This window comes from Bacteroidales bacterium (genome assembly GCA_017521245.1).
Taxonomy (GTDB): Bacteria; Bacteroidota; Bacteroidia; order Bacteroidales; family G3-4614; genus Caccoplasma_A.
In genome coordinates this window covers 235,676-262,525 of the sequence record JAFXDI010000001.1, presented here as the reverse complement: position 1 = coordinate 262,525, position 26,850 = coordinate 235,676, and the positions used below count along the sequence as shown (strand labels likewise).

Below are 26,850 nucleotides of genomic sequence, written 5' to 3'. Positions count from 1 at the left end.
CTCTTTGGTGTTAGTTATATTTTGAAATACAGAGGTTTATTTGTAACTTTGCCACATCACAGCAAAATGGTTTGCTGATATTTTTCTAAATTTTAGATTATGAGAAATTTTTTTACTCTTGCATTTTTAGTTATTTCCACTCTTGTTTATGCAAATGGTTATAACAATAAACTATCTATAAATACATTCAACTTTATAAATGAGATTAACAACGAAAATAGTTCGTTGCTAAAATCTTCGAAAGATAGATGCTCTGAAATTGGTGCTTATATTATTGTTAAAGAGGGTTGCAACCCCTACTCATTGGAAGAGTATGGCGTAAAGGTTAATATGGTTTTGGATTCTATTATATCGGCACGTATTCCTCTTGATGCAATAGATGAAATTTCTTCTCTTGACATAGTAAAGAGAATTGATTCTGGTGGCAGACCAAAACCAAAATTAGATAAAGCAAGAGAAGCTGTTAATGTAGATGATATTATCAATGGTATTGAGTTACCTTCGGCATATACTGGTAAGGGTGTGGTTATTGGCATCATTGACTGTGGTGTTCAATTGAACCATATAAATTTTTACGACAAAGATGGTAATCTTCGTATTAAACGTTTTTGGAATCAGCCTATTAATACTGGTACTCCTCCTGAAGGTTATAGTTATGGTAGCGAATACAAGAGTGAAGAGGATATTGAAAATGTTGGTTTTGATGACACATACGAAACTCATGGTTGCCATGTTTTAGGTATTGCTGCTGGTAGTTATAAAGAGAATAACTTTCATGGCGTTGCCCCCGAAACGGATATTGTAGTTGTTAGTTACAACTATAACGATCAAAGTATTGAATGGAACTCAATAAGCGATGGCTTAAAATATATTTATGATTATGCCGATAGCGTTAATAAACCTTGTGTTGTCAATATAAGTTTAGGTGATGTTTATGGTCCCCACGACGGATGTTCTATTCTTGACCAAGTTTGTGATGCTCTTCAAGGAGAAGGTAAACTCCTTGTAGGTAGTGCAGGTAACGAAGGTAACCATAGACAACATATTAAAAAGACGTTTACTACAGCACAAGATAGTTTGAGAACATACGTTAATTTACTTACTAAATATAATACCTACTATGCTTCTCAATGCGATTTTTATGCAGAACATAATCAAGAGTTTAAAGTTAAGGTTTGCGTTGTTAAGGCAAGTGATGGTACTGTAGTTAATGAGACAGAGGCTGTATCATCAAGTAATATTGGTGTTCACGAATTCTCTCTTTCAAAGGTTGATAACGTTGGAGCGAATGTAGCTATTCAAATTGGTTGTGAACTTGAACCCGGTAGCAACAGACCTCATATAAATGTTATGGCTCTTGCTAGTTCTGTAAAAACAGGATATACCATTGGTTTTAAAGTTATAGGAGCAACAGGCACTACAATTCATGGTTGGTGCGATGACTATTATAGCAGATTTACCAATAAATCAAATCTTGAGGGTTGGACTCCCGGTGATTTTGAGAGTAACATTGCCGAGATAGGCGGTACCGGTAAACGTATTATAAGTGTTGGCTCGTATGTATCAAGAGCATATTCTGCAACTTCTACTTTGGGAGATATATCAAGTTTCTCAAGTATTGGTCCAACCCTTGACGGAAGAATGAAACCTGATATTGCTGCTCCCGGTGAGTATCTTGTTTCATCAATGTCTAACTCTTCATACTCAGTCAGCAACAATAGTACCGAAATTCAACGTGGTGATACTGTTACTGTTAATGGTATTAACTACTATTGGGGTGCTATAAGAGGAACTTCTATGAGTTCTCCTATGGTTGCCGGTACTCTGGCTTTGTGGTTAGAGGCTAATCCTAATCTTACCCCCGAAGATGTTAGAGAGATTTTTAGTGAAACTGCAATAAGAGATGAATGGACTGGCAGTCAACCTAACAATACATGGGGATATGGAAAACTTGATGCTTGGGGTGGATTAAAAAAGATTTTAGAGTTGAATGGTATTGAGGAGAGCTATATTACTGAGAACAATAACAATGTAAGGGTTTATGCAAATAATGGAGTGATAAATGTTTTATTCACTAACAATATAAGTAATTGCTCTATTGCTGTTTATGATATCACTGGTAAACTTCTAATTAACAAACTTATTGGTTGTGCAAATGCAGGTGAAGAGATTCTCTTTAACCAGATTTCAGATAATGGTATCTATATTATAAAAATTGATGGCGACAATTTTGCAAATGCCACTAAAGTTATTTTATAAATAAAGTAGTTATATTATAACAACTTGAATGTTAGAAAGATGCTGGAGAAGTACACCTTTACTCCAGCATCTTTATTATGACAACTATTCAATTTAAGATACAACTTTTATTGTGCTGCTTGAGTTTGTTCCCTCTTGTATTACTTGTATTTGTACGGGCACACACTCTCGAAGTGCCTCTACGTGAGATATTATTCCTACATGACGTCCTGCCTTTATATGAAGGGTACGGAGGGTATCAATAACATTTTGTAGAGCATCTCCACTTAGTGTTCCAAATCCCTCATCGATAAAGAGTGTATCTACAGACAGGGTTGTGCCTATATCACTAAGGGCTAATGCCAACGAAAGGGATACAAGAAAACTTTCTCCGCCTGAGATTGTACTTGCTGCTCGAGAAAGATAACCTTGATAGGCATCTTGAAGCATTATTACAAAGGTTCCAGGTTCTACTTTTAAAAGATAACGATCTGTTAAAGATCTCATATAATTGTTTGCTGAGTGTACTAAATTGGATAAGATGTAACTCTGGGCTATTTGACGGAATTTGTTTCCTATTGCATCACCTAAAAGATTGTCTATTTTACTCCAATTTTCATATTCTATACGCTTAGCCTCTTTTTCATCAAGAAGTTTTTTGAGTTCTTGATTTTGCTCCTCATTATTTTTTAACTCTTGCTCAATTGACACTTTAGTTTCAACTATCTTAACAGAATTACTCTCTTGTTCTGCCATTCGTTGAACTATTAGTTCTATGGTTTCCTCGTCTGATAACTGGGGACATTTCTTAAGATGTGTCTCTATTTGCTGTTTTAACATCTTATATTGAGCCTCAATTGCTACAAAGTTTTCTCGAACCTTTTTTATACTCTCAGTCTCTGCATTTATATTATCGGAAGTATATGTATTTAGTTCTATTACTCTCTCTTTTGTTATAGATGGATGTGAAGATAGATATTTTTCAAGTTCTTCAGAACTCTCTTTTATCATACCTTCTGCTATTTTTAAATTGCCAAGTGCTGTTGTTATATTTGTTGCTAATGCTCTTGTATCATTTTCTAAATCTTCTATTTTTACTACATCTATTGGATTATATGTTTGTAATAGAGGATTTAACTCTTGGATTTTTGCAAGTATAGTTTTTACATTACCACATATAGTTTCTAATTTATGACTTTGTGATTGAAGTTCTTCTCGCTCATTTAGGGTTGTGTTATATTTGTTATACTCTGAATTTAATTTTACAACAAACTCTTGTGGTTGCAAACTCCAATCTATACCCCATTTAATTAAAGGCAGATACTCTTGAACTTTTGTCTTGTCTTCTTCTACCTCGCCTCTTTTTATTTTTACTATTCCCTCCTCTTTCTCTATTGTTGTATTTTCTTGGGCTATGCGATGTTCTGCCTCTAAAACTTTATTGTTAAGTTTATCTACATTATCGCGCATAGTATTTAGGGTTGTTTGGATTTTTTGAACCTCTTTTTCTTTAGTCTCTCCAATAGATATTTTTATTTCTAAATCTATTTTTTTTGTATTGTTTGTTTCTTGTAAATTATTTAGTATTGAGAGGGTTGTATCATTTAGTGTTTCTACTCCACAATCTTTACAGCCGTTTATTACTTTTTGTGTTGCCTCTTCAACAGACTTGTCGGCTTCTAATAGTTGCTTATCTCTGTTATATGATTCAATTGCAGATTTAATCTCTGCATCAATTTTTAATTTTACTTCTCGCAATTGGTTGTAATTATTTTCAGCCTCTTCATACGCAATTATGAAACCATCAACCAATGCTGACAGGGTATCCTCATGTGGTATCTCCGACACTATCTTTTGTTGACATAAGGGGCATACATCTCCTATGGTAAGTTTTGAACGTAATGTTTTTGCAAACTTATCAACGGTATCTTTCTGCTTGTCTAATGTTGCTTTTCGCTCTTTCATTATTAAATCTGCTTCTCGAAGTGGGGTATCCATATCAGCAGACTGTTTCTTCTTTTCTATTATTGATAATTCTTGAGTTGCAAGTCTTTTTTTTAAATTCTCAATACGTTTTTTCTCTTGCTCTAAGTTCTCAATTCTCTCTTTTGCTATTGCTATTTTATTTAGCAAATCGCTTACTTGTGCATACGCTACACGAAGTTGTGGAAGATTTATATCTTCAAGTTCTTTTTTTGCTGTGTTTAACTCTTCGGCTTTCAGTGCATACTCTTTCTTGACCTCCTCAACTTTACGTATTGCCTCTTGATGAAGAGGTAACAGATTATCTGTTAGTGATTTTCGATTATTCCCAATAATTTTACTTTTTGCCTCTATTATCGCATAATCATCCGCAATATTGAGCAAAAGAGTTTTGATTGTTTGTGCATTTTCGTATATAGTTTTATTTTCTTGCTCATTTTCAAAATAGGTATCTATTTTTTCAATAGAAGATTTAATTGCTGTGAGTTGGGTTAATTCATACTTATAACCACCTAATAATCTTTGAAACTCTTCTGCTAATGTTCTAAGTATCTCCTCTTGTGTCTGTTGTATGGTTTTAGCTTTGGATATTTTCTCAAGACTATCTCGTGCATCAATTGTCTCTTGCCACTCTTGAACAAGCTTCTCTTTTTGTTTAAAATGAGGTTCTTCAAGCAATTGTTTTGCTTCTTGAAGTGATTCGCAACTACTCCTCTCTTCCTCTTTTAGATTTATATCTGTTTTAAGCCACTCAAGTTTTAGTGATTCATTTTCGGTTAACTTTTTTATAATTTTATACTCTTCTTCAAGAGTGTTTAACAAATCTTTTTTTGCTGTTATTTCATCTTCGGTGAGTATGTGAATATTATCTACTTGTTTATTTATTGTATTATAGGCTTCTCTCTTCTCTGAGGTTATAATATATATTTGCTTTCCTATTTGAGAATATATATCTACTCCTGTTATCTTCTCTAATATTTCGGCTTTTTCATTATTATTACTGTTTAAGAATCGTGTAAATTCACCTTGTGCAAGTAGGGTTGTTCTACAAAATTGATTAAAATCCAATCCTATTGCAGACTTTATTTCATCTTGAATTTCTGCATCTTTTGTTAATGTAATACCTCTTGTGATATTTTTTAATATCCAACTTTTGGATTGTAGTTTACCTGATACTTTGTTATTTGCTCTACGCACACTCCATGTTGCCTCATAACTAATCTCATTCTTTCCAATAAAAGTCAAAGTTACATACGCCTCTGCCTCATTTCTTCTTAATAGTTGTCGGGGATCTTTAAGTGTTAAGGAATCGCTCTTTCCTGCATCCTCTACCTTTCCGCCCATTTTACAATTTGTTAATCGAGGGGTATCGGCATATAAAGCAAGACATATTGCATCGAGGATTGTTGATTTTCCTGAACCTGTTTTTCCTGTTATTAGAAATATATCACTATCGGCTAATGGTTGCGACTCAAAATCGATAACTGCATCTTCGACCGATGCTATATTGTGGATTGTTAGTTTTTGTATCTTCATAACTCTAATTCATTTACTCATTGCGCATCTCTTCATTTAATCTTCCTAATGCCTCCTGAAATAGTGTTTGCATTGTTTCATCAAAGACAATGCCTTTGTCTTTAGCATATTGACGTGCAATGTCGATAGGTGCTTCGGACTGGAGTTCTTGAATGGTCATTACCTTTGTTTCTACTCCTCCCGAATTTTTAAGTTTTGCATTTATATAACAAAATCTACACTGTTTCTCTTTTGTTAGTGCAACTGCTTCGGCATTTGCGTTAGGTGATAAGAAGTTCTCTATCTCTACATTTAGCCGAATGTAGGCTGGTATATCAGCAGGGTACTTGCTTAGTAATGTTTTTGCTTCATCCCATGTAGCTACTCCTTCGGTGGGGAGTGTTACTAAAGGACGTGGATTGGTTATCTCTATTTGGGTTGTTACTGGTACTGCTCCATGTTTTTCAATATCTACCATTGTTACTGTATGTGGGTACGCTTCATCGAAACTTACTGCAAGTGGCGAGCCTGAGTACCTTACATTGTGCTTACCTGTATGTACATATTGTTGATGGTGTATGTGACCAAGTGCCAAGAAATCATAACCAGAGCCAAGTTCTTCTATGTCTAGGGTATCGATACCTCCTACTGATAAATCAGTTGCATTACTGTGTCCCATATAATCGCAACCTTTTACTGTTGTGTGTGCTGTTAGTACAACAGGAAGAGACTCTCTGTTTTGTGAATTTACTTCATCTAACAGGTTTTGGAAAAATCCATTGGGTATGTTGCGTGTGTTGGCATAGGGTACTGCCAATACATATCCTTTATCTCCTATTTTTATAATATGATCAGATATGTTCTCTTTATTGAGTGTTCCTACTGTATGTACCTTCATTGAACGCCATGGGGTACGGAAAATTTCGTGTTTGGTGGCACTGTCATGGTTTCCTGCTGTTACTATTATATGCATCTGGGGATTGGCATCGTGCAGTTGTACTAAAAAATCGGTAAACATAGTTTGTACTGCCGATGATGGTTGTGAGGTGTGATATACATCTCCACATAGTAAAAACAGATCGGGCTTTTGCTCAGATACTATACTTATCATCTGACTCATCATACTCTGTTGTTCCTCTACCCTATCGTAGTTGTAGAGTGTGTGCCCTAAATGCCAATCGCTTGTATGCAATAATTTCATTATAGACTTTATTTTTTTGATTGCAGTAATAATTAGAATGTATAAAATTACTGATTTCTTTTTAATGGTAACAACTATTATTAATTAAAAGTTATAAACATTTATTTGGGATTTCTATTGTTATATTCCCCTCCTTTTATGAAATGATTCATGTGAGATGAAAGTTTATAATATATATAAATAGAGAAAAGGCACCATTGGGTGCCTTTTCTCTATTTTGTCAATTATATTTTTCATAGATTGATTAATACTCCTCTTCGTTGAAGAAGAAATCTTCTTTTGTAGGATAGTCGGGCCAAATGTCTTCGATACATTCATATACCTCGCCTTCATCCTCTATCTCTTGAAGATTCTCAATTACCTCTAATGGTGCTCCTGAACGGTAAGCATAATCGATTAGTTCATCTTTTGATGCTGGCCATGGTGCATCCTCTAATTTTGAAGCCAATTCTAATGTCCAATACATATTCTATCTAACTTTTAATAATTTAACGTTTATATTACTTGCTATTAGAGTTTTGATTTTAAAATAATTTAACACTCATTTTTGCAAATCGACCACGAAAATATAAAATATTTTCTATTTAACAATGATTATCCCAAAATATTTCTTCTTTATTTTCAATTATATTACAATAGCGAGAAAGAACAAAGAAATAATCGGATAAACGATTTATAAATTTAAGTACAATATCAGATACGTTATCTTCTGATTTTAAAGCACATATACATCTTTCTGCTCTACGCGCAACGGTGCGACATATATTAGCTTTTGTTGCTGAGGGTACTCCTTGTGGTAGTATAAATTTATTATGTTTGGGGAGTTGTGCATCTATCTCATCAATACGTTTTTCAATAACTGCAATATGCTCCTCTCCTATTTGTGGCATTTTGTTTATATACTCCTCCTCACTTGCTAATATTGAGCCTATATTAAACAACCAGTTTTGTATCTTGTTTAATATCTCTTTATCAGTGGTGCTTTGCATTACTGTTAATAAATCTCCTATAAAACAATTTAATTCATCTATTGTTCCGTAGGCTTCTATTTTTGTGCAGTGCTTACACACTCGTGTTCCTCCTACTAATGAGGTTGTGCCTGTGTCGCCTCCTTTTGTATATATCTTCATACTCTTTAAAATCCTATTTTAAATGTTTGTTTATTTAGTTTTGGAGATGCTACCAATATTGCATAGTCGTATATATCTATTGTTACCTTTATTGTTTTGCTTGATGCAAACTCTACAAAATTAGTGTATGAGTGTTTTGTTGATCTTATCCCCGACACTATTATTACTGATGTATCCTTTATTTTTGAAGATAGGTGATTGTATATTTGCTTGTATCCCTCTTCGGTTTGTTTATGTATGTATATTAAATCGGGTAATGGATTTGTTGTGTAATAGACAGGGATTTCTGTATTGTAATCACTCTCTTCAACTCTTGTTATTTGTACATCGGGATTAGCCAAGAGAAATATGGTATCCACTAATCCGCAATCTCTTCCACACTCTAATACGTTTTGTGGTTTTACTCGGTTTAGTATTCGATATAAGAGTTTGTAATATTTTAATGTTTGTGGCTTGGGTACGACTCCTTTTTTTGATTGTATTTTTAATTGTTTATATTGCTCCTCTATTTTATCGTAAGCGTAGTATCTTGCTTTCTCCTCTATTACACGTGTTATAAAGTTAAATACATAGGGTGAGTGTACACCATGTCCTTTACGGTGTATTATGTTGCGAACGCCTTTACTATATTGTCGCTTTATTCTTCTGAATATACTCCTTTTCTCTTTGCTTGTTTTTTGCATAAAAAAGATTAGATGTAAATCTTTATTTACGTTATTAATACAAAGTTAACTAATGGTTTTGTTTTTTGCTTGTTTTAATAAATTTTTTTTCTCGCAATTTATAAAAAAAGGTCAGTTCTCTCGAACTAACCTTTCAAACTTGAAATATATCAAAAACAAGAAAGAGGATAACTTTTATACCTATATAACAATCTTGTTTCTGTTTTGTTTTAAGCGAATGTTATTTTTATATAAACTTTCTTTTTTTAATTATAACAGAGCGAGGAGAGTGGTATCACTCTCCTCGCTCTTGTTTATTAGGGGTTTATTATTTTAGCGTTTTACCAATTTTCCTGTATAGATAATTCCCTCTTCTGAGTATATACGAACTATATATAATCCGTTTGCCAAGTTGGCTACATTAACGGTTTCTGATGTTCCGTATATTTGAGTTCTTATCATCTCTACTCCACTCATTGATATTATGCTTACTAAGCTTCCTGATGGTACTCCGCTACATACTACATAGTTGGTTGCTGGATTTGGATATACTGATATTTGTGAAGCTTCAAACTCTTCCTCTACTCCGGTTTCTTCACCTTCTACTCTTACAGGTATATCGTATATCATTCCTTCATTTACCGAACCACATGCCACAGGGTATGATCCCCATGCGTTTGAGTATCCCATTCTTATTATTGTTGTTGCAGAGGGGGCATCATCCGGAACGGTTATTTGGGTTGATATATTCATTACATAATCGTAATTTGCTACAATGTTTCCTCCAAAGCCTGAACCTGTGTTTAAATATCCAAATTGCTGTGCTTGCATTAATGAGCCTGTTGCATTAAAATCGGTATATAGTGATGCTACATTATATCTTAAATCTTGTTTTACAGAGCCTCTACTTCCTAAATCATTTGCAACGAAATTTATAGTAAATGTTTGACCCGGTTTTACTACTATTGTGTCAGACAATACTTGATATACGCCATTGGGGGTTGTTGTGCGTGAATATGATATATTCTTATATGCTCCACTTGTAGTTATAGCTTTTACATATGCTTGTCCCTCAGAGTGCATCGATCCCGATGGTGTACAATACGTTGGAGTGTTATCAATAAATACTTCGTCTTCTAATTTTAACTTAAAGTCATGAACTTCTCCGTTTACTATTCCTGTACAGATATGATCTATTGGCGATATGCCTTGCTCATATTTGTCTGTTATGACTCTTATGCGGTAGGTATCTAATTCATATTCTGTGGTATATATATATGCTTCGTACGAACTTGCATCTTTGCTATATAGCAACATTTCATCGGCAGTAAACTCCATATCTTTGTTTTTATCCATAAATACTGCTATGTAGTTATTTGCCATTGCTTCTGTTCCCTCAACTGCTAACCTTAACCATTTGTTATAGGTATGTTTCACTATTGTTGAGTAGTTTCGATATGTGTTTTGAGGTGCTGATGTTGCTACATAATTTATGTTTCCTGATTTTGCACCACTTACTTCAAATTTTGTAATATATGATTCTTCTGATTGTTCTACTTCAGGGTAGCAATATCCTCCTGTGTCAGGTTTGCCTCCGTAATTTTCGAATCGTAATTTAAAGTTTTGTGTTGCATAAGGTATGCAGTATTCACTAATTGTTTGCACATTTCCACAACTTCCGTTTCCTACTCCTCGTTGCATATAGTCTAATGAGAGTATTATCTCATCGCGACGTACATTATCTATCTCCCACCAGTGATTTAGTGGTACATACTCTTGATCTGTATTATGTAAGGCTGTAAAGTTTACTTGTCCTTCTGTTGTTATTTTTACTCCATTTCCACTTTCATCAGAGAATGTTACCCAACGTAAATCTTCACGGTTACCCATTGATTGCGGTTTTACATATTTCTCTTCAAATCCTGTTACAGTGTTTTTATATATTCCTAAGAATGATCCTGTTTTTCTGTCGCAATAGTTCTCCAATGGTCCTCGTGCATAATACTCTACATTTTCTAATCCGGGTACTAATGAACATGTTAGTCCTAAACGTCTTAAATCTGAAGTTTGGGCTGCTAATGTTACATCCATATCCATTATTCCGTTTGCATAGAATGTGTACATAATTGTATATTGACAACGATTTGTTACTGTTCTGACTGCTGTTACTGTTATGGTTTTTCCATCAACCGATTGATTGTATGTTATTGATGGATTCATATAATATACCGATGTGGTGGTATATTTATCGTTCTCTATATAACGGAAGAAACTGAACTCAAATCCTTTATTGTTATATATTACTTCTCTTCCTAACAAATTAAGAGATTTTATTATTGTGGTTGAGGCATCAAATGTTGCTGATATTTTATCGCCTGTAATGATTATTTCGCCATTCTCTTCTTTTACTGATAATGTTGAGGTCTCATCACTTGTATTTATCTCTGGCAATGCCATTTGAGGTGTTATTGAGAATTGCTCTTGTGCCATTACTCGTCCTGCATCAGACCATCGGGTTGCTTCTTTTAATGCAAATTTTACATTTAAAAGATATTCTGATGATGCTACGGTTGAGGTTGTATATGGGATTACTATACTTGTTGTTTGATTTGGCCCTAATGAGATGTTTGTTTTTCCTGTTTCTACAACTTTTCCATCTTGCATTATTTCCCATACCAAATCATATTGGTTCAGATTGATAAAGTCATATTTGTTTGTGATACTTACTTTCTTTGTAGTGGTATCAAATGAGTTTATCTTTATATATTGATATACTTTTTTTACTTCTGCCAATTTAGGACTCTCTTCTCGTGATGATGTTAATATTCCGTTTGAACAGAAGTTACCTTGATGTGGTCCAGGAAAGTCATATCCTGTATATAGGCGAGGATTCTCTACTCCTGCTACAAGGTCTTCGGGATTGTAAATTGATTGATCTACCCAATCCCATATACATCCTCCTATTATTCTGTTACTGTTTTCTATTAGATCCCAATACTCTTTAAGGTTTCCTATTGCATTTCCCATTGCATGTGCATACTCACATACAAAATGTGGACGGCTGTCACTGCTGGCATCATTTCCTGATAGGGCTGATAATGTTGGATACATATTTGATGTCAAATCGGTATGATTCCAACTTCCTTGTCCCTCATAGTGTATTATTCTGTCATCAATCTCGCGGATTGCATTGTAGGCATCAGTAAAGTTTACACCATCACCACTCTCATTACCTAATGACCAGAATATTACTGAGGGGTGATTTCGATCGCGTTGTGCCATACGGCGTGTACGATCGGCAAAGGCTGGTGCCCATGATGTATAGTTACTTATGCTGGTATTAGCATGACACTCTAAATCGGCTTCATCCATTGTATATAGACCATAGTAGTCGAACATTGCATACATTTTTGCTGCATTTGGATAGTGAGAGGTTCTGATTATGTTCAGATTGTTTTGTTTAAACATAACTACATCTTGCAACATACTCTCTGTTGTTACTGCTCGTCCGTATCGGGGATGTGTGTCATGACGATTTGCTCCTTTGAATAGTACCTCCTCGCCGTTGATTCTAACTTTTCTGTTTGCTATATCAATATGACGGAATCCGTATTTTGTTGAAAATACTTCTGTTACTTGCCCTAAATTATCTTTTAATGTTACAATAGCAGTGTATAGATTAGGTGTTTCTGCTGTCCATGGCAAAAGGTTTGAGAGTGATGTTGTGAATGTTAGTTTTTGCTCTGCGCCACTTGCCAAATTGCTGACTGTTTGCTCTGCTGATGTATATATTGTTTCTCCTGCTGGGTTTTTCAACTCTACTTGTGCTTTGACAGTTTGTGCTGTTTCTGCACGGTTGTTTATCCATGCCTCAAGATTAAATGTTCCTGATGTATAGTTGCTACTTGATGATAGATTTGATGTGATGTAGTGGTCGCGTACAAATGTTTTTGGTGTGGCAAATAGATATACATCTCGAAATATTCCACTCATACGGAACATATCTTGACACTCTAAATAACTTCCGTCACTCCAACGGAAAACTTGGACTGATAGAGTATTCTCTCCTGATTTTAGATACTTGGTTAAATCAAACTCATGATCATTGTTTGCTCCTTGTGTGTATCCTACATATTGACCGTTTACCCATACATAAGCTGCGCTATATATTCCTCCAAACATTATGAAAACTTGTTTGTCTTCCCAATTCTCCGGCAAAGTGAATGTTCTACGATATGAGCCTACTGGATTTACTCCATATCCGCTATACCCTGATCTGCGTTGAATTGTGGGCGGAGTGTTGGCATGTGGATATTCTACGTTTGCATATATTGGTTTATCGTATCCGTGCATCTCCCAATTTGAAGGAACTGGTAGATCATCCCATGTTGATACATCGTAATCGTTTTTATAAAAATCCATTGGTCGTAGTGATGGCTCTTCTACTAAATTGAATTTCCATGTTCCATTCAACGACATATAGTAGTCTGACTCTGGGGTTGTCCATGGTGTTTGGTAATATTGATCTGCCTCCATTTGCGCCTTTGATGGATAGGGGATATATGTTGCGTGACCATTTTCTTTGTTCTCTTCAAATATGGTCTCATTTTCCCAATAATCAGGCACCACTTCTTTTACATAGGTAAATTTAAAGTGTTGTGTTGCATCTGTTGTGTTTTTTACAGTTGGTTCTAATGTGCTTGATCCATTTGCATAGTATGCTCTCCCTTGTGCATTATATGGTATTATTAGATATGTATCTGTTTTCCCTGATACTGGTTCTAAAATAAACCATTGATTTTGGTTTGTTGTGCTTTTATCCCATTGACTCATTGTTGTAGGGGTTGATCCTCCACAATCCATTGACTGGGCAACCGCAGCAGAATTTATTACATAATACTCCCCTACTTTAGTAAGTGTCCAATTTATTCCTGCATTTGCATTATCAAGTGTTAAAGACATTCTTGTCCCATTGGTTGATGATGCCCCATTGCTTACATAATAGCCAGAACTACTCTGAATAGTGTACCATACAGAATTTTCAATTAGTTCTGATCTAACCTCTTGAGTATAACTCCAAATTAGGAATAGACTCAAAATTAAAGAATAGATTTTTTTCATAATTTATATTTTAGTTGTTTGTATTATACAAAATTTGTTATCACCTAATATAATTATACGTTAATATGAATTTTATATTATTTGCAAATATATGTAATATTTCTTGACAAATAAAATTTTAGTTCTTTTATAGTGCTGATTTTTAATAAGTTTTTAAATAGACTCTTAATTTATTTACGCTGACGCAATACTTCATATATCATTACTCCTGCTGCAACCGATACATTTAATGAGGCTATTTTTCCATATTGAGGTAGCGATACTGTTGTATCTGTGAGCGATAGTATCTCTGTTGAGATGCCTTTGTCTTCGGCTCCCATTACCAATGCCAATGGTGTTGTCATATCGGCATCGGTGTAATTGATATTCGATTTTTCAGAGGCTCCCATTATTTGCAAACCACAATCTTTTAGATACTTAACACTGTTATATAATGATTGTACTCGACAGACTGGTATATTCATTAATGCTCCTGCCGATGTTTTTACCGCATCTGCTGTTACCGACACGCTTCCCTTTGAGGGTATTATTATTGCATCTACTCCTGCACACTCGGCAGTACGTGCTATTGCTCCAAAATTGCGAACATCTGTTAGATGATCAAGCACTAAGATAAATGGAACTTTACCTTGCTCATATAGTGATGCTACTATCTCTTCGATAGGTTGATAATTTATTGGTGAGATAAACGCTATTACTCCTTGATGATTTTTTCGTGTGATTGAGTTTAACTTCTCTTGTGGTACGCGTTGCACTACAATGTTACTTCCTCGCAACATTTCAAAGAGTTCTCCTGCCAACTCTCCAGAGAGATCTTTGCGAATTAATATTTTATCTACCTCTTTTCCTGCTGATATTGCTTCTGCTACGGCACGAATGCCAAATATCATATCGCTACTCTTTATCATCTATCTATTTATTTGTTTTTAATAATTGTATTGCCAAACTCATTGCTGCCGGGGTTATATCTCCATCACTCATCATTCGTGCCACCTCTGCTATTCTCTCCTCTTGATTTAGTTTCTTAACAATAGCAATGGTTCGTTCTTCTGTGTCTTGTTTTTGTATATTGTAATGACACGCTCCTTTTGCTGCAACTTGAGGTAGGTGGGTGATTACTATTATTTGTCGTTCAGATGACATTTCGGACATTATTCTTCCTACTTTTCCTGCTGTCTCGCCAGATATTCCTGAATCTACTTCATCAAATAGCATTACAGGCATTGCTCGGTTTGTTGCTATCATTGCTTTTACACATAACATCAAACGTGATATTTCTCCTCCTGATGCACTCTTTGATAGTGGCGAGAGTGGCATATTTTTATTTGCTGTGAATGTAAATATTGCTCTCTCTGTTCCGTTTTCGGTAAACTCTTCTGTTGACTCCCACTCTACTTTGAAATTTAGGTTTGGTAGTGATAGTGGGCGTGCCATATCCATTAATGCTTTAGCAAATGACTCTCCTCCTTTTTGTCGTGCTGCTGTGAGGTTGTTTGCAGCTGCAACAAGGTCTATTTTCAGTTTTGCTATATCTTTCTCTAACTTCTCTATTACTGCATCGGCTCCATCAATTGTTTGGAGTTTATCCTCCATCTCTTTTTTATATTGTAGTAGAGATGGTACATCGGGTTGAGAATAGCGTTTCTGAAGTGTGTATATTAATGATAATCGCTCCTCTACTTCTATTAATCGTTGTGGATCACACTCTATCTCATCAAGTCGGGAAGCAACCTCAGATGCTATATCTTTTGCTTCAATATATAGTGCTTCTAAACGATCTGACAGATCGCCTGTTTTTACTTTTTTGTTTATTGCCCTTATCTCGGACAACATGCTTGAGAGTTTAGAATTAACGCCATCCTCCTCGTCAAACAGGAGGGATGTTTTATAAAACCCCTCTTTTATCTCTTCGGCATGTGACAGGTAATTTTGTTCCTCCTCCAATTCTGCCTCTTCGTTATCTTTTATTGCGGCTTCATTGAGTTGGTTAACTACAAATTTTATATACTCCTCCTCTTGCTTTGCTTGTTGTTGAAGGGATAATAGTTGTTTTAAATCGTTCTGTTTTTTTATATATTCATTATAGAGTTCTTTATATTGATTTAACTGCTCTGCGTTACCTGAATATATATCTACGGCATCTAACTGAAATGTGTTATCTGCCAAGAGTAGGTTTTGATGTTGTGAGTGTATCTCTATTATATGTTTTGACAAATCTTTGAGTAGTGATACTGATACAGGGGTGTCATTTATGAATGCTCTTGATTTACCACTCTCCGAAACTTCTCGGCGGATTATTGTCTCATCCTCGTAATCGATATCATTTTCTTCAAATATGTGTTGGAGGGATAATTTTGAGATATCAAACTCGCCTTCAATTATGCTTTTGGCGGCTCCCGGTGATATACTCTTTGAGTCAGGTTTTGCTCCTGCTAACAAACCTAATGCTCCTACAAGTATTGATTTTCCTGCTCCTGTTTCGCCTGTTATTACTGATAATCCTTGACCAAATTCAATGGTCAAGGAATCAATTAATATATAGTTCTTTATGCTTAATCGTTTTAACATATTACCTGTTCTCTTTTCCTTTGCGTAGTTGTGATAGGCGTTGCTCCTCTGTGGGATATAGGTTGGAGAGTATTTTATATACTTCCTCTCGTTCGGTTTGGGGTGCTTCAGAATAGAGACTCACTAATTCATCTAATTTTGAGTCTCTGAATATTGACAACAATACAGACATTGAGTTATCCTCATATATCTTTTTTAATTGATTTTTTATTGTCTCTGTTACTACTTTGCGTCCCTTATCTACCGAAACAGACATTTCATCAAATCCTTTTAAATGATATAGGTATAAGAGTTCTCTAAAGGGTGCTGTTCGCTCTTCGGTAAATCCTGCCAATATGGCTGCTCGGTTGCGATTACTTCCAAATGCTTCCCATCCAGCCTCTTGTGAGCCTTGCCCCATCATCACAAATTTTTCTGCCTGGCGAAAAAAGAGTTCTCCTCCATTTGGAGCGAAAGTGTCAAAGTCTATTCCTAAAATCAAATAGGCATAAAAGTTGAGAATACATGTAAGGTTATTCTCAAACATACTCTCGTTATATATGAGTGGTTCGTACTCTTGGTATGTGAAACTACACTCTGTATCTTTAAAATTTAATGTGGTAGTGGTGTAATTACTATTATAGACTGGACGACTTGCTTGTATTTGTATGTCGCAATTATAACGGGTATCTTCTACTGAATTTACTGTTATATATATTGTGCAATCAATACGTTCATTTACCGCTATTTGTGCATTACTCCATTTTCTATCGTTCATATATTCAGTTATGGATTGCTCCAAAGTTTGAAACAAATCTGTATCTGCACTCTCTATTTTGCTTGAATTGACTGTTACTTTGCAATTCAATTCTTGTGCATATAGAGTAGTTGCTAATAGAGAAAAAAATATGAACGATATTATTTTACGCATTGGCTATTTTAATAGTTTGTATGTGTATTCAACTATATCTTTTGCTACCTCTCTTTTTGATTTTAAGGGATAACTCTCTTTTTCCCCCGATTTGCCGATTATGGTTACCTTATTGGTATCGTATCCAAAACATGCTCCTTTGTCGGCAAGTGAGTTTAATACTATATAGTCTAAATTTTTCTTCTTAAGTTTGGATTGTGCATTTGCCTCTTCATCGTTTGTTTCGAGTGCAAATCCTGCCAATATTTGATTCTCTTTTTTTATCTCTCCTAAAGTTGCAGCGATATCAGGGTTTGGTACCAACTCTATGGTTAAATCTCCTGTTCGCTTTATTTTTGTTGCACTATACTCTTTGGGTGCATAGTCGGCTACTGCTGCACACATTATTGCAATATCAGCATCAACAAACTCCTCTTGCGATACTTTACACATCTCTTTTGCCGATACAACATCTATTCGTTTTATCTCTTGACCACACGAGAGATTTACAGGCCCTGATATTAGTGTCACTTCTGCTCCTTGTGAGGCAAACTCTTGGGCTATGGCATATCCCATTTTTCCTGTTGAGTTATTTCCTATAAAGCGAACAGGGTCAATTTTTTCGTATGTTGGTCCTGCTGTTATCATAACTTTTTTACCTGCAAACTTTTGCTCTTTGGTAAAAAATTTTTCGAGGTATGCTACAATGTTTTCGGGTTCTTCCATACGTCCTTTACCTTCGAGCCCACTTGCTAAGAATCCTGATGCCGGTTCTATTATGTAGTTACCATACGACTGCAATGTTTTTAGATTATTTTGTGTTGATGGGTGTTTATACATATCTAAATCCATTGCCGGAGCAACAAATACTGGTGCTTTTGCCGACAGATATGTTGTTATTAGCATATTGTCTGCAACTCCTGTTGCCATTTTTGCTATGGTTGAGGCTGTTGCCGGTGCAATAACCATTGCATCTGCCCACAAGCCTAAATCGACATGGCTATGCCACTCCCCTGTGTTTGCAGTGAAAAACTCAGAAACTACTGGTTTGCCTGTTAATGCTGAAAGGGTTACAGGGGTGATAAACTCTTTGCCCGATGGTGTAATCACGATCTGCACCTCTGCTCCCTTTTTTATTAACAACCGGGTTAGGTATGCTGCTTTGTATGCAGCTATACTTCCTGTAATCCCTAAAATTATATGTTTACCTTTTAACATTATCAACCTCTCTTTTTTAGTTGATACTCTGCATACAATTTGGTTAATACTTTTTTTGTGTTAAGAGTAAACTCTCCCTTTTGCATCCAATCGTAAAATCCTAAATCTGTTGCAAAGACATCATATACAAATTTCCCTTTGTGCTTTCCGAAGTTAAATATTGCTCGCCCTTGTTCATCCACAATTATTCTTCCCGCTAAATCGAGATTATTGTTGTAGGTGGTAAATTCAGACAATGCAGCCATATCGTTAGGCAAATCAGGATAGCGTTCTAATTGTGATTTTAACACCTCGTATGTTGCTCGGGTATCTGCTTGTGCCGAGTGCGCATTATCGAGTTCTTTGTCGCAATAAAACTTATAGGCAGCAGTAAGTGTACGTTGCTCCATTTTGTGAAATATTGTTTGTACATCTATCTGCTTACGTTTTGATATATCAAAATCAACTCCTGCTCTTAACATCTCTTCAACCAAAAGCGGCACATCAAATCGACTTGAATTGTACCCTGCTAAATCGCAACCTTTTATCTCTGCTGCCAAGGTTTTTGCTATCTCCTTAAAGGTTGGGCAATCGGCTACATCGGCATCTGTTATTCCATGTATAGCAGTGCTTTGTGGTGGGATTGGCATTTCTGGATTTATTCTTCGGGTTTTACTCTCCTCTTTACCATTTGGCCAGACTTTTAAATAACTTATCTCAATTATTCGGTCTGTTGCAATGTTAAGACCCGTTGTTTCTAAATCGAAAAATACTATCGGATTCTTGATATTAAGTTCCATTGCGTTCTACGAACCTACTATTTAAAAGTCGTTTAACATTATAGGCATCAACAATACCAACATATCTTCGTTCTCATCATTTTGCATTGGCACAATAACTCCTGCTCTTGAAGGATCAGATAGTTGTATTGAAACCTCTTGTGATGACATATTGTTCAATATCTCTATTAGATAGTTGGCACTAAATCCAATATTCATTGTATCTCCTGTATAACTACATGCTACACTCTCTTCGGCAGATGTTGCAAAAGAGGTATTTTTTGCTGATACGATAAGTTTATCGGGAGATAATTGTAATTTTACCAAACTACTTGCTTGGTCTGAAAATATTGCCGTACGACGTAATGATGTTGTAAATATAGAACGGTCAATTATTAATTGACTTGGATTGTTTTGTGGTATTACAGAGGCATATTTTGGATAATTTCCCTCTATCAAGCGACAATTCAAAATGAAGTTTTCAAGATTGAAACATGCGTTTTTCTCATCAAATGTTATTGTTACATCGCCACTCTCTTTTGCTAATATGTTTTTTAACAACGCTGCCGGTTTACGTGGTAAAATAAACGATGTTTGAAGTCCTGTTTGAACTGACATATTTTTAAAACATGCCAATTTTTGACTATCTGATGCTACAAACACTACATATTCTGGGTGAACATCAAAATAGATACCGCTCATCACCGGACGCAAATCGTTATCGGCAAGTGCAAATGCTGTGTTATTGATTCCTTTTAACAATGCACTTGAATCCATTGATATTGTTTTTGCTATCTCACTTAATTGTGCTCTTTGTGGATATTCACTTCCGTTTATTCCTACAAAGTTAAATTTACCATTTTGGAAGTATAGTAATATGTCTAAAGTCTCATCATTGATTTCAAATGCTAATGGTTGATCGGGCAACTCTTTTAACGAGTCTAATAACATTTTTGCTGATACTGCAAACAATCCGCTTCCTTCTGACTCTTGAACCTCAATTGATGTGGTCATTGTTGTCTCTTGGTCAGAGGCTGTTACTGTTAATTTATCTCCTGACAAATTAAACAAAAAGTTCTCTAATATAGAGATTGTGTTTTTTGAACTGATTACTCTTCCAACTGTTTGTAAATGAAACAATAGTGAAGAACTTGATACTACAAATTTCATAATTCTTATTTTTTATTTATTTTACTTATATTCAACCAATTGCCTTTTTGCTAAAACATAAGGCATACAAAAGCAAATATAATGTTTTTTTGAGAAATATTCTGTTTTATATATAAAAAATTGAGTTAATTGTTGATAACTTTAATTATAACCGATAGTTATCACTATTTGAGGTATTTCAGTGAAAAGTATCTCTATGCTTTTAGCCTCTTATAAAGCACAGCAGATGAGAAGAGTATTGCTATAACAGAGAGAATGGATGGTATAACATAGCTTGATATCTCAAAGTTCACTATTATTGCTTGCGTATAGACTAAAACAAATGCTATCAAAGAGACCGAATAGAATGTTCTTTCGGGGATAAAACAATATCGTTTTTTACATATTACCCACATATAGGTTGTGTATATTGCAAAGTTAATGGTATAGGCAATTCCCAATCCCTCAAGACCTAACATTAGATACAACAATACACTGATTACCAATGTTGTTACGTCGGATATAAGTTCTGTTATTAAGAATAGTTTTCCCTCTCCCTTTGCCAATAGTATAAAACCTAACGACCATGATATTGCTTTAAATAGTACTCCCGGGATTGCCCATCCCACATAGGCTGATACAACTGCAAATTGTGGCGAATACAGGAGTTCTATTATCCAATCTTGAAACAATAGGAATAGTGCTATAATTGGAAGCAACATCAAGATTGAACTCTCCATTTGTCGTGATACCTGAAGCGAAACTTGACTATTATCGCTTTGTACCTTTGACAATCGAGGATAATACTCTGTTGACATTGCCACAAATACCATTCCTACATATCGTGTTACAAGGGTAAATCCTGCTTGATAATATCCAACTTCGGTCATTGTTGAGTAGTTATTCATCCATGCTATTAGTATATAGTTCAATAATGTTGTCATAAACCCACTAATAGTCATATATATTCCTAACTTTAACATTGGACTTCCCTCTTTAAAGGCTGTTTTTACAGAGACTTTTTCTGTTCCTATTTTCTCTTTTCGAGATGCCAAATAATTAAATGAGAAGGCAAATATGGAAGTCAGCAACAATGATGGTACTACTCCTTCTATTCTAAATATATAGTACAAAGGAAGTGAGAAAATTAACGATACTACACTGGCCGCTACTGTTGATTTGGCAAAGGTTTTCAGTTTTTCGCTACCCTGCAATATTGCTTGTTCGCCTGATGACAAGGCATTAAACAATAGTGCTGCTGACAGAATAACAAAACTCCATAGATTTTTATCTGTTCCGAATGTTATCTTGCTTAAAAGCGGTGCTGCTCCAATAAACACCATAGCACCCAGAAGTCCTAAAACAAGAGAGAGTTTACGGACTACTCCTGCTATTTTTTTAAACTTTTCTGTGGTGGTATTATATGCCGAAGAGATATCTCTCACCGAACTTTGACGCAGGCCTAAATTGGTCATCGAAGAGACCATCTCTATTGCACTATTAAACAGACCTATTAGTCCAACGCCTTCGGCTCCAAGCAGTATTGCTATTACTTTATTTCGGATTAAGGAGCATAGCATATTTATCACCTGCACTCCTCCAAAAAGGGAGGTTGCATTAACTATTCTTTTATATATGCTATTTTTTTCGGACATGGATATTTTTAGAGTGTTATTTTATACGAATTGTATATTGTAGCCGTTGCTCCAAAGCCCTCTTTCTGAGATAGTAATCCTTCGTTAAGTATCTCTCCGTTTGATTCGGTTGATATTCCAAAATCAAAATATCTATACTCTTTGTAACGCTCTTTTATAAGATTTGAAAAGAGCAGATCTAATGCTGACATATCCCTCCCTTTCTGCGATGAGGCTATATATTGAGAGTGAATACACATTGGCGTTTCATATATTACTACTCCTGCTAATAACTCATTGGATTGTGTAGCGGTGTATAGTCGGATATTTTCAGGAAAACGATCCCTTAACATTTCTATCTCTTTGAGTGTATGCACAGGGGATACTGAGTGACGTTGTTGTAAATTTTGGGTTAGCATTTCCCAAAAAGGAGCAAAATTAAACTCTTCCTTTATCTCAATATTGTTTGTCAATGCTTTTTTTATACCTCTTGTTCTTAAAGAGTTGAAACAGACCTCTTGTGTAAGATCTACGGTTGATGATATTCCGCACGAATAGAGTTCTGCTTTATATCTATACAAAGCATATATATCTTCTTCAGAAGGTTTAATATGATATATGTGCGGTACAGGTTTATAGATAATCTCTTTTATTCCATTAGCACGATAATATCCTATCATCTTCTCAAAAATTTCAAGCACCAATGCTCCTTTACAACGCGAAGTCATTATAACCCCTCCGTATGTTAATCCTTGATGAGAATAGATTATCTCTTTTTTTTGGTTGGCTGGAAATAGTGCAACAATTTCTCCTCCTAATTCAAACATCAGGGAGTGATCACGAAATCTATCTGAGTGATAATCGAGATAGTTTCGCTTAAACAAAAATGTTCCATTACGTGACTCCTCTACTACTCTATCCCACTCTGATGCAAATGAGGAGTTGTATCGTTTACATATTATGGTATTCATATCCGTTTAATCTCCTAACCACGTTTCCGGATTCAATTTATTTGTCTCTTTCCATATCTGGAAGTGCAATAGTGTTGCATTGTCATCTTCAATATCTGAATATATCTTTCCTATTGCTTGGCGTGTTTTTACCTTGTCGCCAGTTTTTACATATACCTCTTTAAGGTTTGAATAGATGGTTAGATAGTTTCCATGTCGGACAATCACACAACTATTGTATCCCGGCATTACAAATATACGGGTTACTACTCCATCAAAAACACTTCGTGCCGATGTTCCCGGTATTGTTTTAATTACTATTCCACTATTGTTTACCTGAACATATTTTAACTCAGAGTGTTGTTGCGTTCCGTAATGACCAACTATCTTATATTTACCAGATAATGGCATTGGCAATTTACCTTTGTTTTGCTCAAAATTTGTAGCCAATTTCTGCTCATCTTTTGTCATCTTATAACCGCTATATGAGCCACCTGCTGATGATGACGATGACGATGAGCGTCGTGCCTCCTCTGCTATTAATTGCTCTATTTTACGATTTAACTCCGCTGCTTGTTTTTTCTGCTTCTCCAACTCTTTACGTAGAGCCTTTTCGTTTTTCTTAGCTTTATTTACTATCTGTTTTTGTTTCTGCTCCTGAGTTTTAAGTTTATTCGTCTCAGTTGTTCGTTGCAATACTATTTTGTTTTTTTCTTCACGCAATTCTCGTAACTCTTCACGCTTCTTCTCCAACTTTTGTTGATGTTCGGTAATCTCTAATGCTTGTGTTTTTCGCCATGCTGAGAACTCCTTTAAATATCTTGCTCTTCGCATTGCTTGTTTAAACGAGTTGGCAGAGAAAAGAAATATAAATATATCCTGCCCTGAGTTTTTTCGATATAGGCTCTGCATTGACTTAGCATAGTCGTCTTTCTTTGCTTTTATCTCTTTTTCGGCAAGCTCTATTTCACGAGTTAAAGCATTCTCCTCTCTGCGCAATCGGCTTATTTCGTTATTGAGTTTATTTATTGCTCTATTCTGCGTCTTTATCTCGGCAGATATTTCATTTAAAGCAGATAGTGATTTTTTTGCTTCGCGTTGCGCTGCCTTTAGTTTTTTATTTGTATTTGCTACTTGTTTATCTGCCTTACTCTTTTGTTCTTTAAGAGTTTTTACATTTGTTGATGCAGCACTCACAGTTGGTGTTGCTATTACAAATGCTAACAGAAAGATTATTACCCTGAATATCATATTAAAAATAGTTCCCTAATAGTTGACTTAATGAGACTCGTTTATAACGTGATGAGATTTTTGTATCTTTTACTACTCTTTTATTCCACTCAACTGACATACCACTTATTGTTGCCGATATGGGCATACCTAATTGCGGAATATTTGACCATACTTTAATTTGTGATGGTCGTAACTTTGCTTGAGCATCGGGTTTGTGAGAGGTATATTTAAATTCCACTATTGGTTTTGCATTATACTCAATGGTTGTTGATTGCAATACTCCTTCTAAATTGTTTGAGAACATAATTGATGCCGACTTATCTAATACACTTTGCATTTGAACTGTTTCTGGAGTTCTATTCCATTCAAATTTTTTATATTTATTGTTTGTTAGCGTATCGGCAACAAGAAATGGAACTCCCAATATTATTTTTTGTAACTCTTTTATACCTACTCCTTGTGGAAGATATTTTTTTACTGAAGCAAGGGGTTCTTCTGCTACCTGTGAATTTATTTTGTCAATTACATAAATTGAGTCTTGAGTCATTGTTATCCTAAATACCTCTATTCCTAATAGTGGTGTTAAAGATATTTGAATATACTCTCCGTTTATCATCTTTATTTGAGCCTTTGAACTCAATTTGTCGATAGCAACATTACATTTTGTTGTTGCTGTTGAAAATTGTGGTTGCTGCTCTATTATCTTCTCAAATATTAACAATTCACTTTTCTTAGTCTCTTGTTCTGGTATTGATATTTCATCTGTTGTTCGACACGAAGATACTAAAAAAACTATAAGCAGTAGCAGTATATATATGTGTTTATATCTAATTTTCATCACTCTTTGATATAAGTTTTCTTTTCAATTTTCTGTTTAAGAATCGCTTTATCATTACCTAAGGTTTTGTTCATCTCTAATGCCTCTTGCCATTGCACAAGCGCATCTTCAACTTTTCCTTGATGATATAATATATCGCCATAATGTTCTACAACCTCAGGATTATTTCGTCCTCCTTTATCCATTGCATTTTTTATATATAACTCAGCAAAGAGATATTTCCCTTGTTTGAAGTATATCCATGCGTATGTATCGAGATATGTTGGATCATCGGGTTTTTCTTTAATGGTTCTGGCACTCATATTCTCTGCCAATGAGAGATCTCCTCCTGTTTGTGCTAAATAGTAGGCATAATTGTTGAGTGTCATTGTATTGTCTGGATTATACTCTAACGACAATTTATAGTATTTCTCTGGTAAATATTTCTCCCCTTCATTAAAATATATATCTGCTATTGTAGAGTATATTTGTGAAAGGAATAGCGGTGAACTGTATTTTTGTGCCGCAGAGTTTAACTCCGATATAGCCTTTTCGACTTGTTGAGTTGAATAGTAGTATGCTGAAGATTCTAATATAAATGTTGAATCGGCATACTCCGATGCATTCTCTACTGCAATATTCATTGCTTCATAGTTTTTAGAGAATGCTAACATTCTTATTAATTGTCGATGAATATCCATATCTGATGGCGAAATATAGAGTGCTGAATGGCACTGCTCTATTGCTTCAGAATATCTTTGTTGCATCTGTAAAACCTCAGCATAGAGCATCTTTATAAATGTTTCGCGAGGATTCTCCTCTATCAAATATTTAAATAGAGAATCGGTATTTTTTAAATCAGCTTGTAGTTCTTCGTATGATGAATTGAGTTTTTCATTATTATCTAAAATGCCTGATATATATTCTCGCAATATCTCTTTTTTTGCACTATATACTATATCGGGACAACTCAACACCTGAGACATTGATATTTTTGCACTATCATTGTTATTCTGAGCCTTGTAATACTCTAAATCATATAACGATATCTCACAACCTGCTCCTGCATCTTTTGCTTTGCTGATATAGGTTTTTGCTTGTGTAAGACTATCTATTTGGATATAGAGTTGCGACAGAGATAATAGATAGGTTATATTGGTGGAATCGTTTTTTAACAGACGCTTAAATTCAGAGGCGGCTTTGTCGTATTGTTTTAAATAGAGATATACATCTGCTCTTGCAAATGCAGCATACTCCGTGTTGTCAGTCAATCGTTCAACCTTATTGTAACACTCTATGGCTTTTTCAATATTTGCTTGTTCTAAATAGAGATTTGCCATCATTGTATAGAGGCTCTCATCATTGGGATAGTTTCGGATTAATCTCTCATATATCTCCGTAGCCATTTCGTAATCCCCAATTTTTTGTGCATTATCTGCCGCTACTATGTTATAGTAATAGTTTGTGGTGTCAGAATATGCCGCCTTCAATATATTATCATAATATTTGTCGGGCATATTCATCTTGTAATAATATGATGAGAGTTTAAATCTTGCGTCCTGATTCAAGTTGTCATCTTTTATGGCCGCTTTCAACATTTCAAATGCAGCTACAAGAGAGTCCGGGTTATGAGTCTGCTCAAGACGTTGCGCCTCTAACAAAAGATATGTTATCTTATCATTGTTTTGCTCTCCGTTATCAGCAAAAAGGGTTACTGTTGATGTTATTTGAAATAGTAACACCAATAAAAATATCTTTTTCGCTAATTTAATTTGATAGAGCAT

The 26,850-nt window shown here is 35.1% G+C and carries 18 protein-coding genes; 1 reads left to right on the top strand and 17 read right to left on the bottom strand.

Annotation, left to right across the window (positions count from 1 at the left end; translation table 11 throughout):
• Positions 1–99 precede the first annotated feature (99 nt).
• Entirely contained in the window at positions 100–2,259 is a 2,160-nt protein-coding gene (locus tag IKK64_01015; GenBank protein MBR4118641.1) for a S8 family peptidase, read from the top strand.
• Positions 2,260–2,352: 93 nt separating this feature from the next.
• Here IKK64_01015 and IKK64_01010 read toward each other — a convergent pair whose 3' ends face one another.
• From IKK64_01010 to IKK64_00930, 17 genes are all read right to left on the bottom strand, one after another.
• Positions 2,353–5,757 carry an AAA family ATPase gene (locus IKK64_01010; GenBank protein ID MBR4118640.1) on the bottom strand — a complete coding sequence of 1,135 codons (3,405 nt, stop codon included), beginning with the start codon at positions 5,755–5,757 and terminating at the stop codon, positions 2,353–2,355.
• 13 nt (positions 5,758–5,770) lie between these two features.
• A complete protein-coding gene (locus IKK64_01005; GenBank protein ID MBR4118639.1) occupies positions 5,771–6,937 on the bottom strand; it encodes an exonuclease SbcCD subunit D in 1,167 nt (388 codons plus the stop codon).
• 244 nt (positions 6,938–7,181) lie between these two features.
• Complete coding sequence (locus IKK64_01000; GenBank protein ID MBR4118638.1) at positions 7,182–7,403, bottom strand: DUF2795 domain-containing protein; 222 nt, start codon at positions 7,401–7,403, stop codon at positions 7,182–7,184.
• Between the two features lie 118 nt (positions 7,404–7,521).
• Positions 7,522–8,067, bottom strand: coding sequence for a cob(I)yrinic acid a,c-diamide adenosyltransferase (locus tag IKK64_00995; GenBank protein ID MBR4118637.1), 546 nt, complete (start codon positions 8,065–8,067; stop codon positions 7,522–7,524).
• Positions 8,068–8,072: 5 nt separating this feature from the next.
• Positions 8,073–8,750: a hypothetical protein gene (locus tag IKK64_00990; protein ID MBR4118636.1), complete on the bottom strand. Its 678-nt coding sequence runs from the start codon at positions 8,748–8,750 to the stop codon at positions 8,073–8,075.
• Between the two features lie 312 nt (positions 8,751–9,062).
• Positions 9,063–13,850 (bottom strand): DUF4981 domain-containing protein, encoded by a 4,788-nt coding sequence (locus IKK64_00985; GenBank protein MBR4118635.1) that lies wholly within the window; start codon positions 13,848–13,850, stop codon positions 9,063–9,065.
• Between the two features lie 170 nt (positions 13,851–14,020).
• Complete coding sequence (gene rlmB, locus IKK64_00980; protein MBR4118634.1) at positions 14,021–14,758, bottom strand: 23S rRNA (guanosine(2251)-2'-O)-methyltransferase RlmB; 738 nt, start codon at positions 14,756–14,758, stop codon at positions 14,021–14,023.
• Positions 14,759–14,762: 4 nt separating this feature from the next.
• A complete protein-coding gene (gene recN, locus IKK64_00975) occupies positions 14,763–16,418 on the bottom strand; it encodes a DNA repair protein RecN (GenBank protein MBR4118633.1) in 1,656 nt (551 codons plus the stop codon).
• Position 16,419: 1 nt separating this feature from the next.
• A complete protein-coding gene (locus tag IKK64_00970; protein MBR4118632.1) occupies positions 16,420–17,328 on the bottom strand; it encodes a DUF4835 family protein in 909 nt (302 codons plus the stop codon).
• A 3-nt stretch (positions 17,329–17,331) separates the two neighbouring features.
• Positions 17,332–18,525: a bifunctional phosphopantothenoylcysteine decarboxylase/phosphopantothenate--cysteine ligase CoaBC gene (coaBC, locus tag IKK64_00965; GenBank protein MBR4118631.1), complete on the bottom strand. Its 1,194-nt coding sequence runs from the start codon at positions 18,523–18,525 to the stop codon at positions 17,332–17,334.
• Positions 18,526–18,527: 2 nt separating this feature from the next.
• Positions 18,528–19,304, bottom strand: coding sequence for a 3'-5' exonuclease (locus tag IKK64_00960; protein ID MBR4118630.1), 777 nt, complete (start codon positions 19,302–19,304; stop codon positions 18,528–18,530).
• A 21-nt stretch (positions 19,305–19,325) separates the two neighbouring features.
• Positions 19,326–20,453, bottom strand: coding sequence for a DNA polymerase III subunit beta (dnaN, locus tag IKK64_00955; GenBank protein ID MBR4118629.1), 1,128 nt, complete (start codon positions 20,451–20,453; stop codon positions 19,326–19,328).
• 194 nt (positions 20,454–20,647) lie between these two features.
• A complete protein-coding gene (locus tag IKK64_00950; GenBank protein ID MBR4118628.1) occupies positions 20,648–22,087 on the bottom strand; it encodes an O-antigen translocase in 1,440 nt (479 codons plus the stop codon).
• 8 nt (positions 22,088–22,095) lie between these two features.
• On the bottom strand, positions 22,096–23,037 hold the full coding sequence (locus tag IKK64_00945) for a GNAT family N-acetyltransferase (protein MBR4118627.1): 942 nt from the start codon (positions 23,035–23,037) through the stop codon (positions 22,096–22,098).
• A gap of 6 nt (positions 23,038–23,043) precedes the next feature.
• Positions 23,044–24,267, bottom strand: coding sequence for a peptidoglycan DD-metalloendopeptidase family protein (locus IKK64_00940; protein ID MBR4118626.1), 1,224 nt, complete (start codon positions 24,265–24,267; stop codon positions 23,044–23,046).
• Position 24,268: 1 nt separating this feature from the next.
• Positions 24,269–25,087: a DUF4292 domain-containing protein gene (locus IKK64_00935; protein ID MBR4118625.1), complete on the bottom strand. Its 819-nt coding sequence runs from the start codon at positions 25,085–25,087 to the stop codon at positions 24,269–24,271.
• Positions 25,087–26,850 (bottom strand): tetratricopeptide repeat protein, encoded by a 1,764-nt coding sequence (locus IKK64_00930; GenBank protein MBR4118624.1) that lies wholly within the window; start codon positions 26,848–26,850, stop codon positions 25,087–25,089. Before IKK64_00930 ends, IKK64_00935 begins: the two co-directional genes overlap by 1 nt.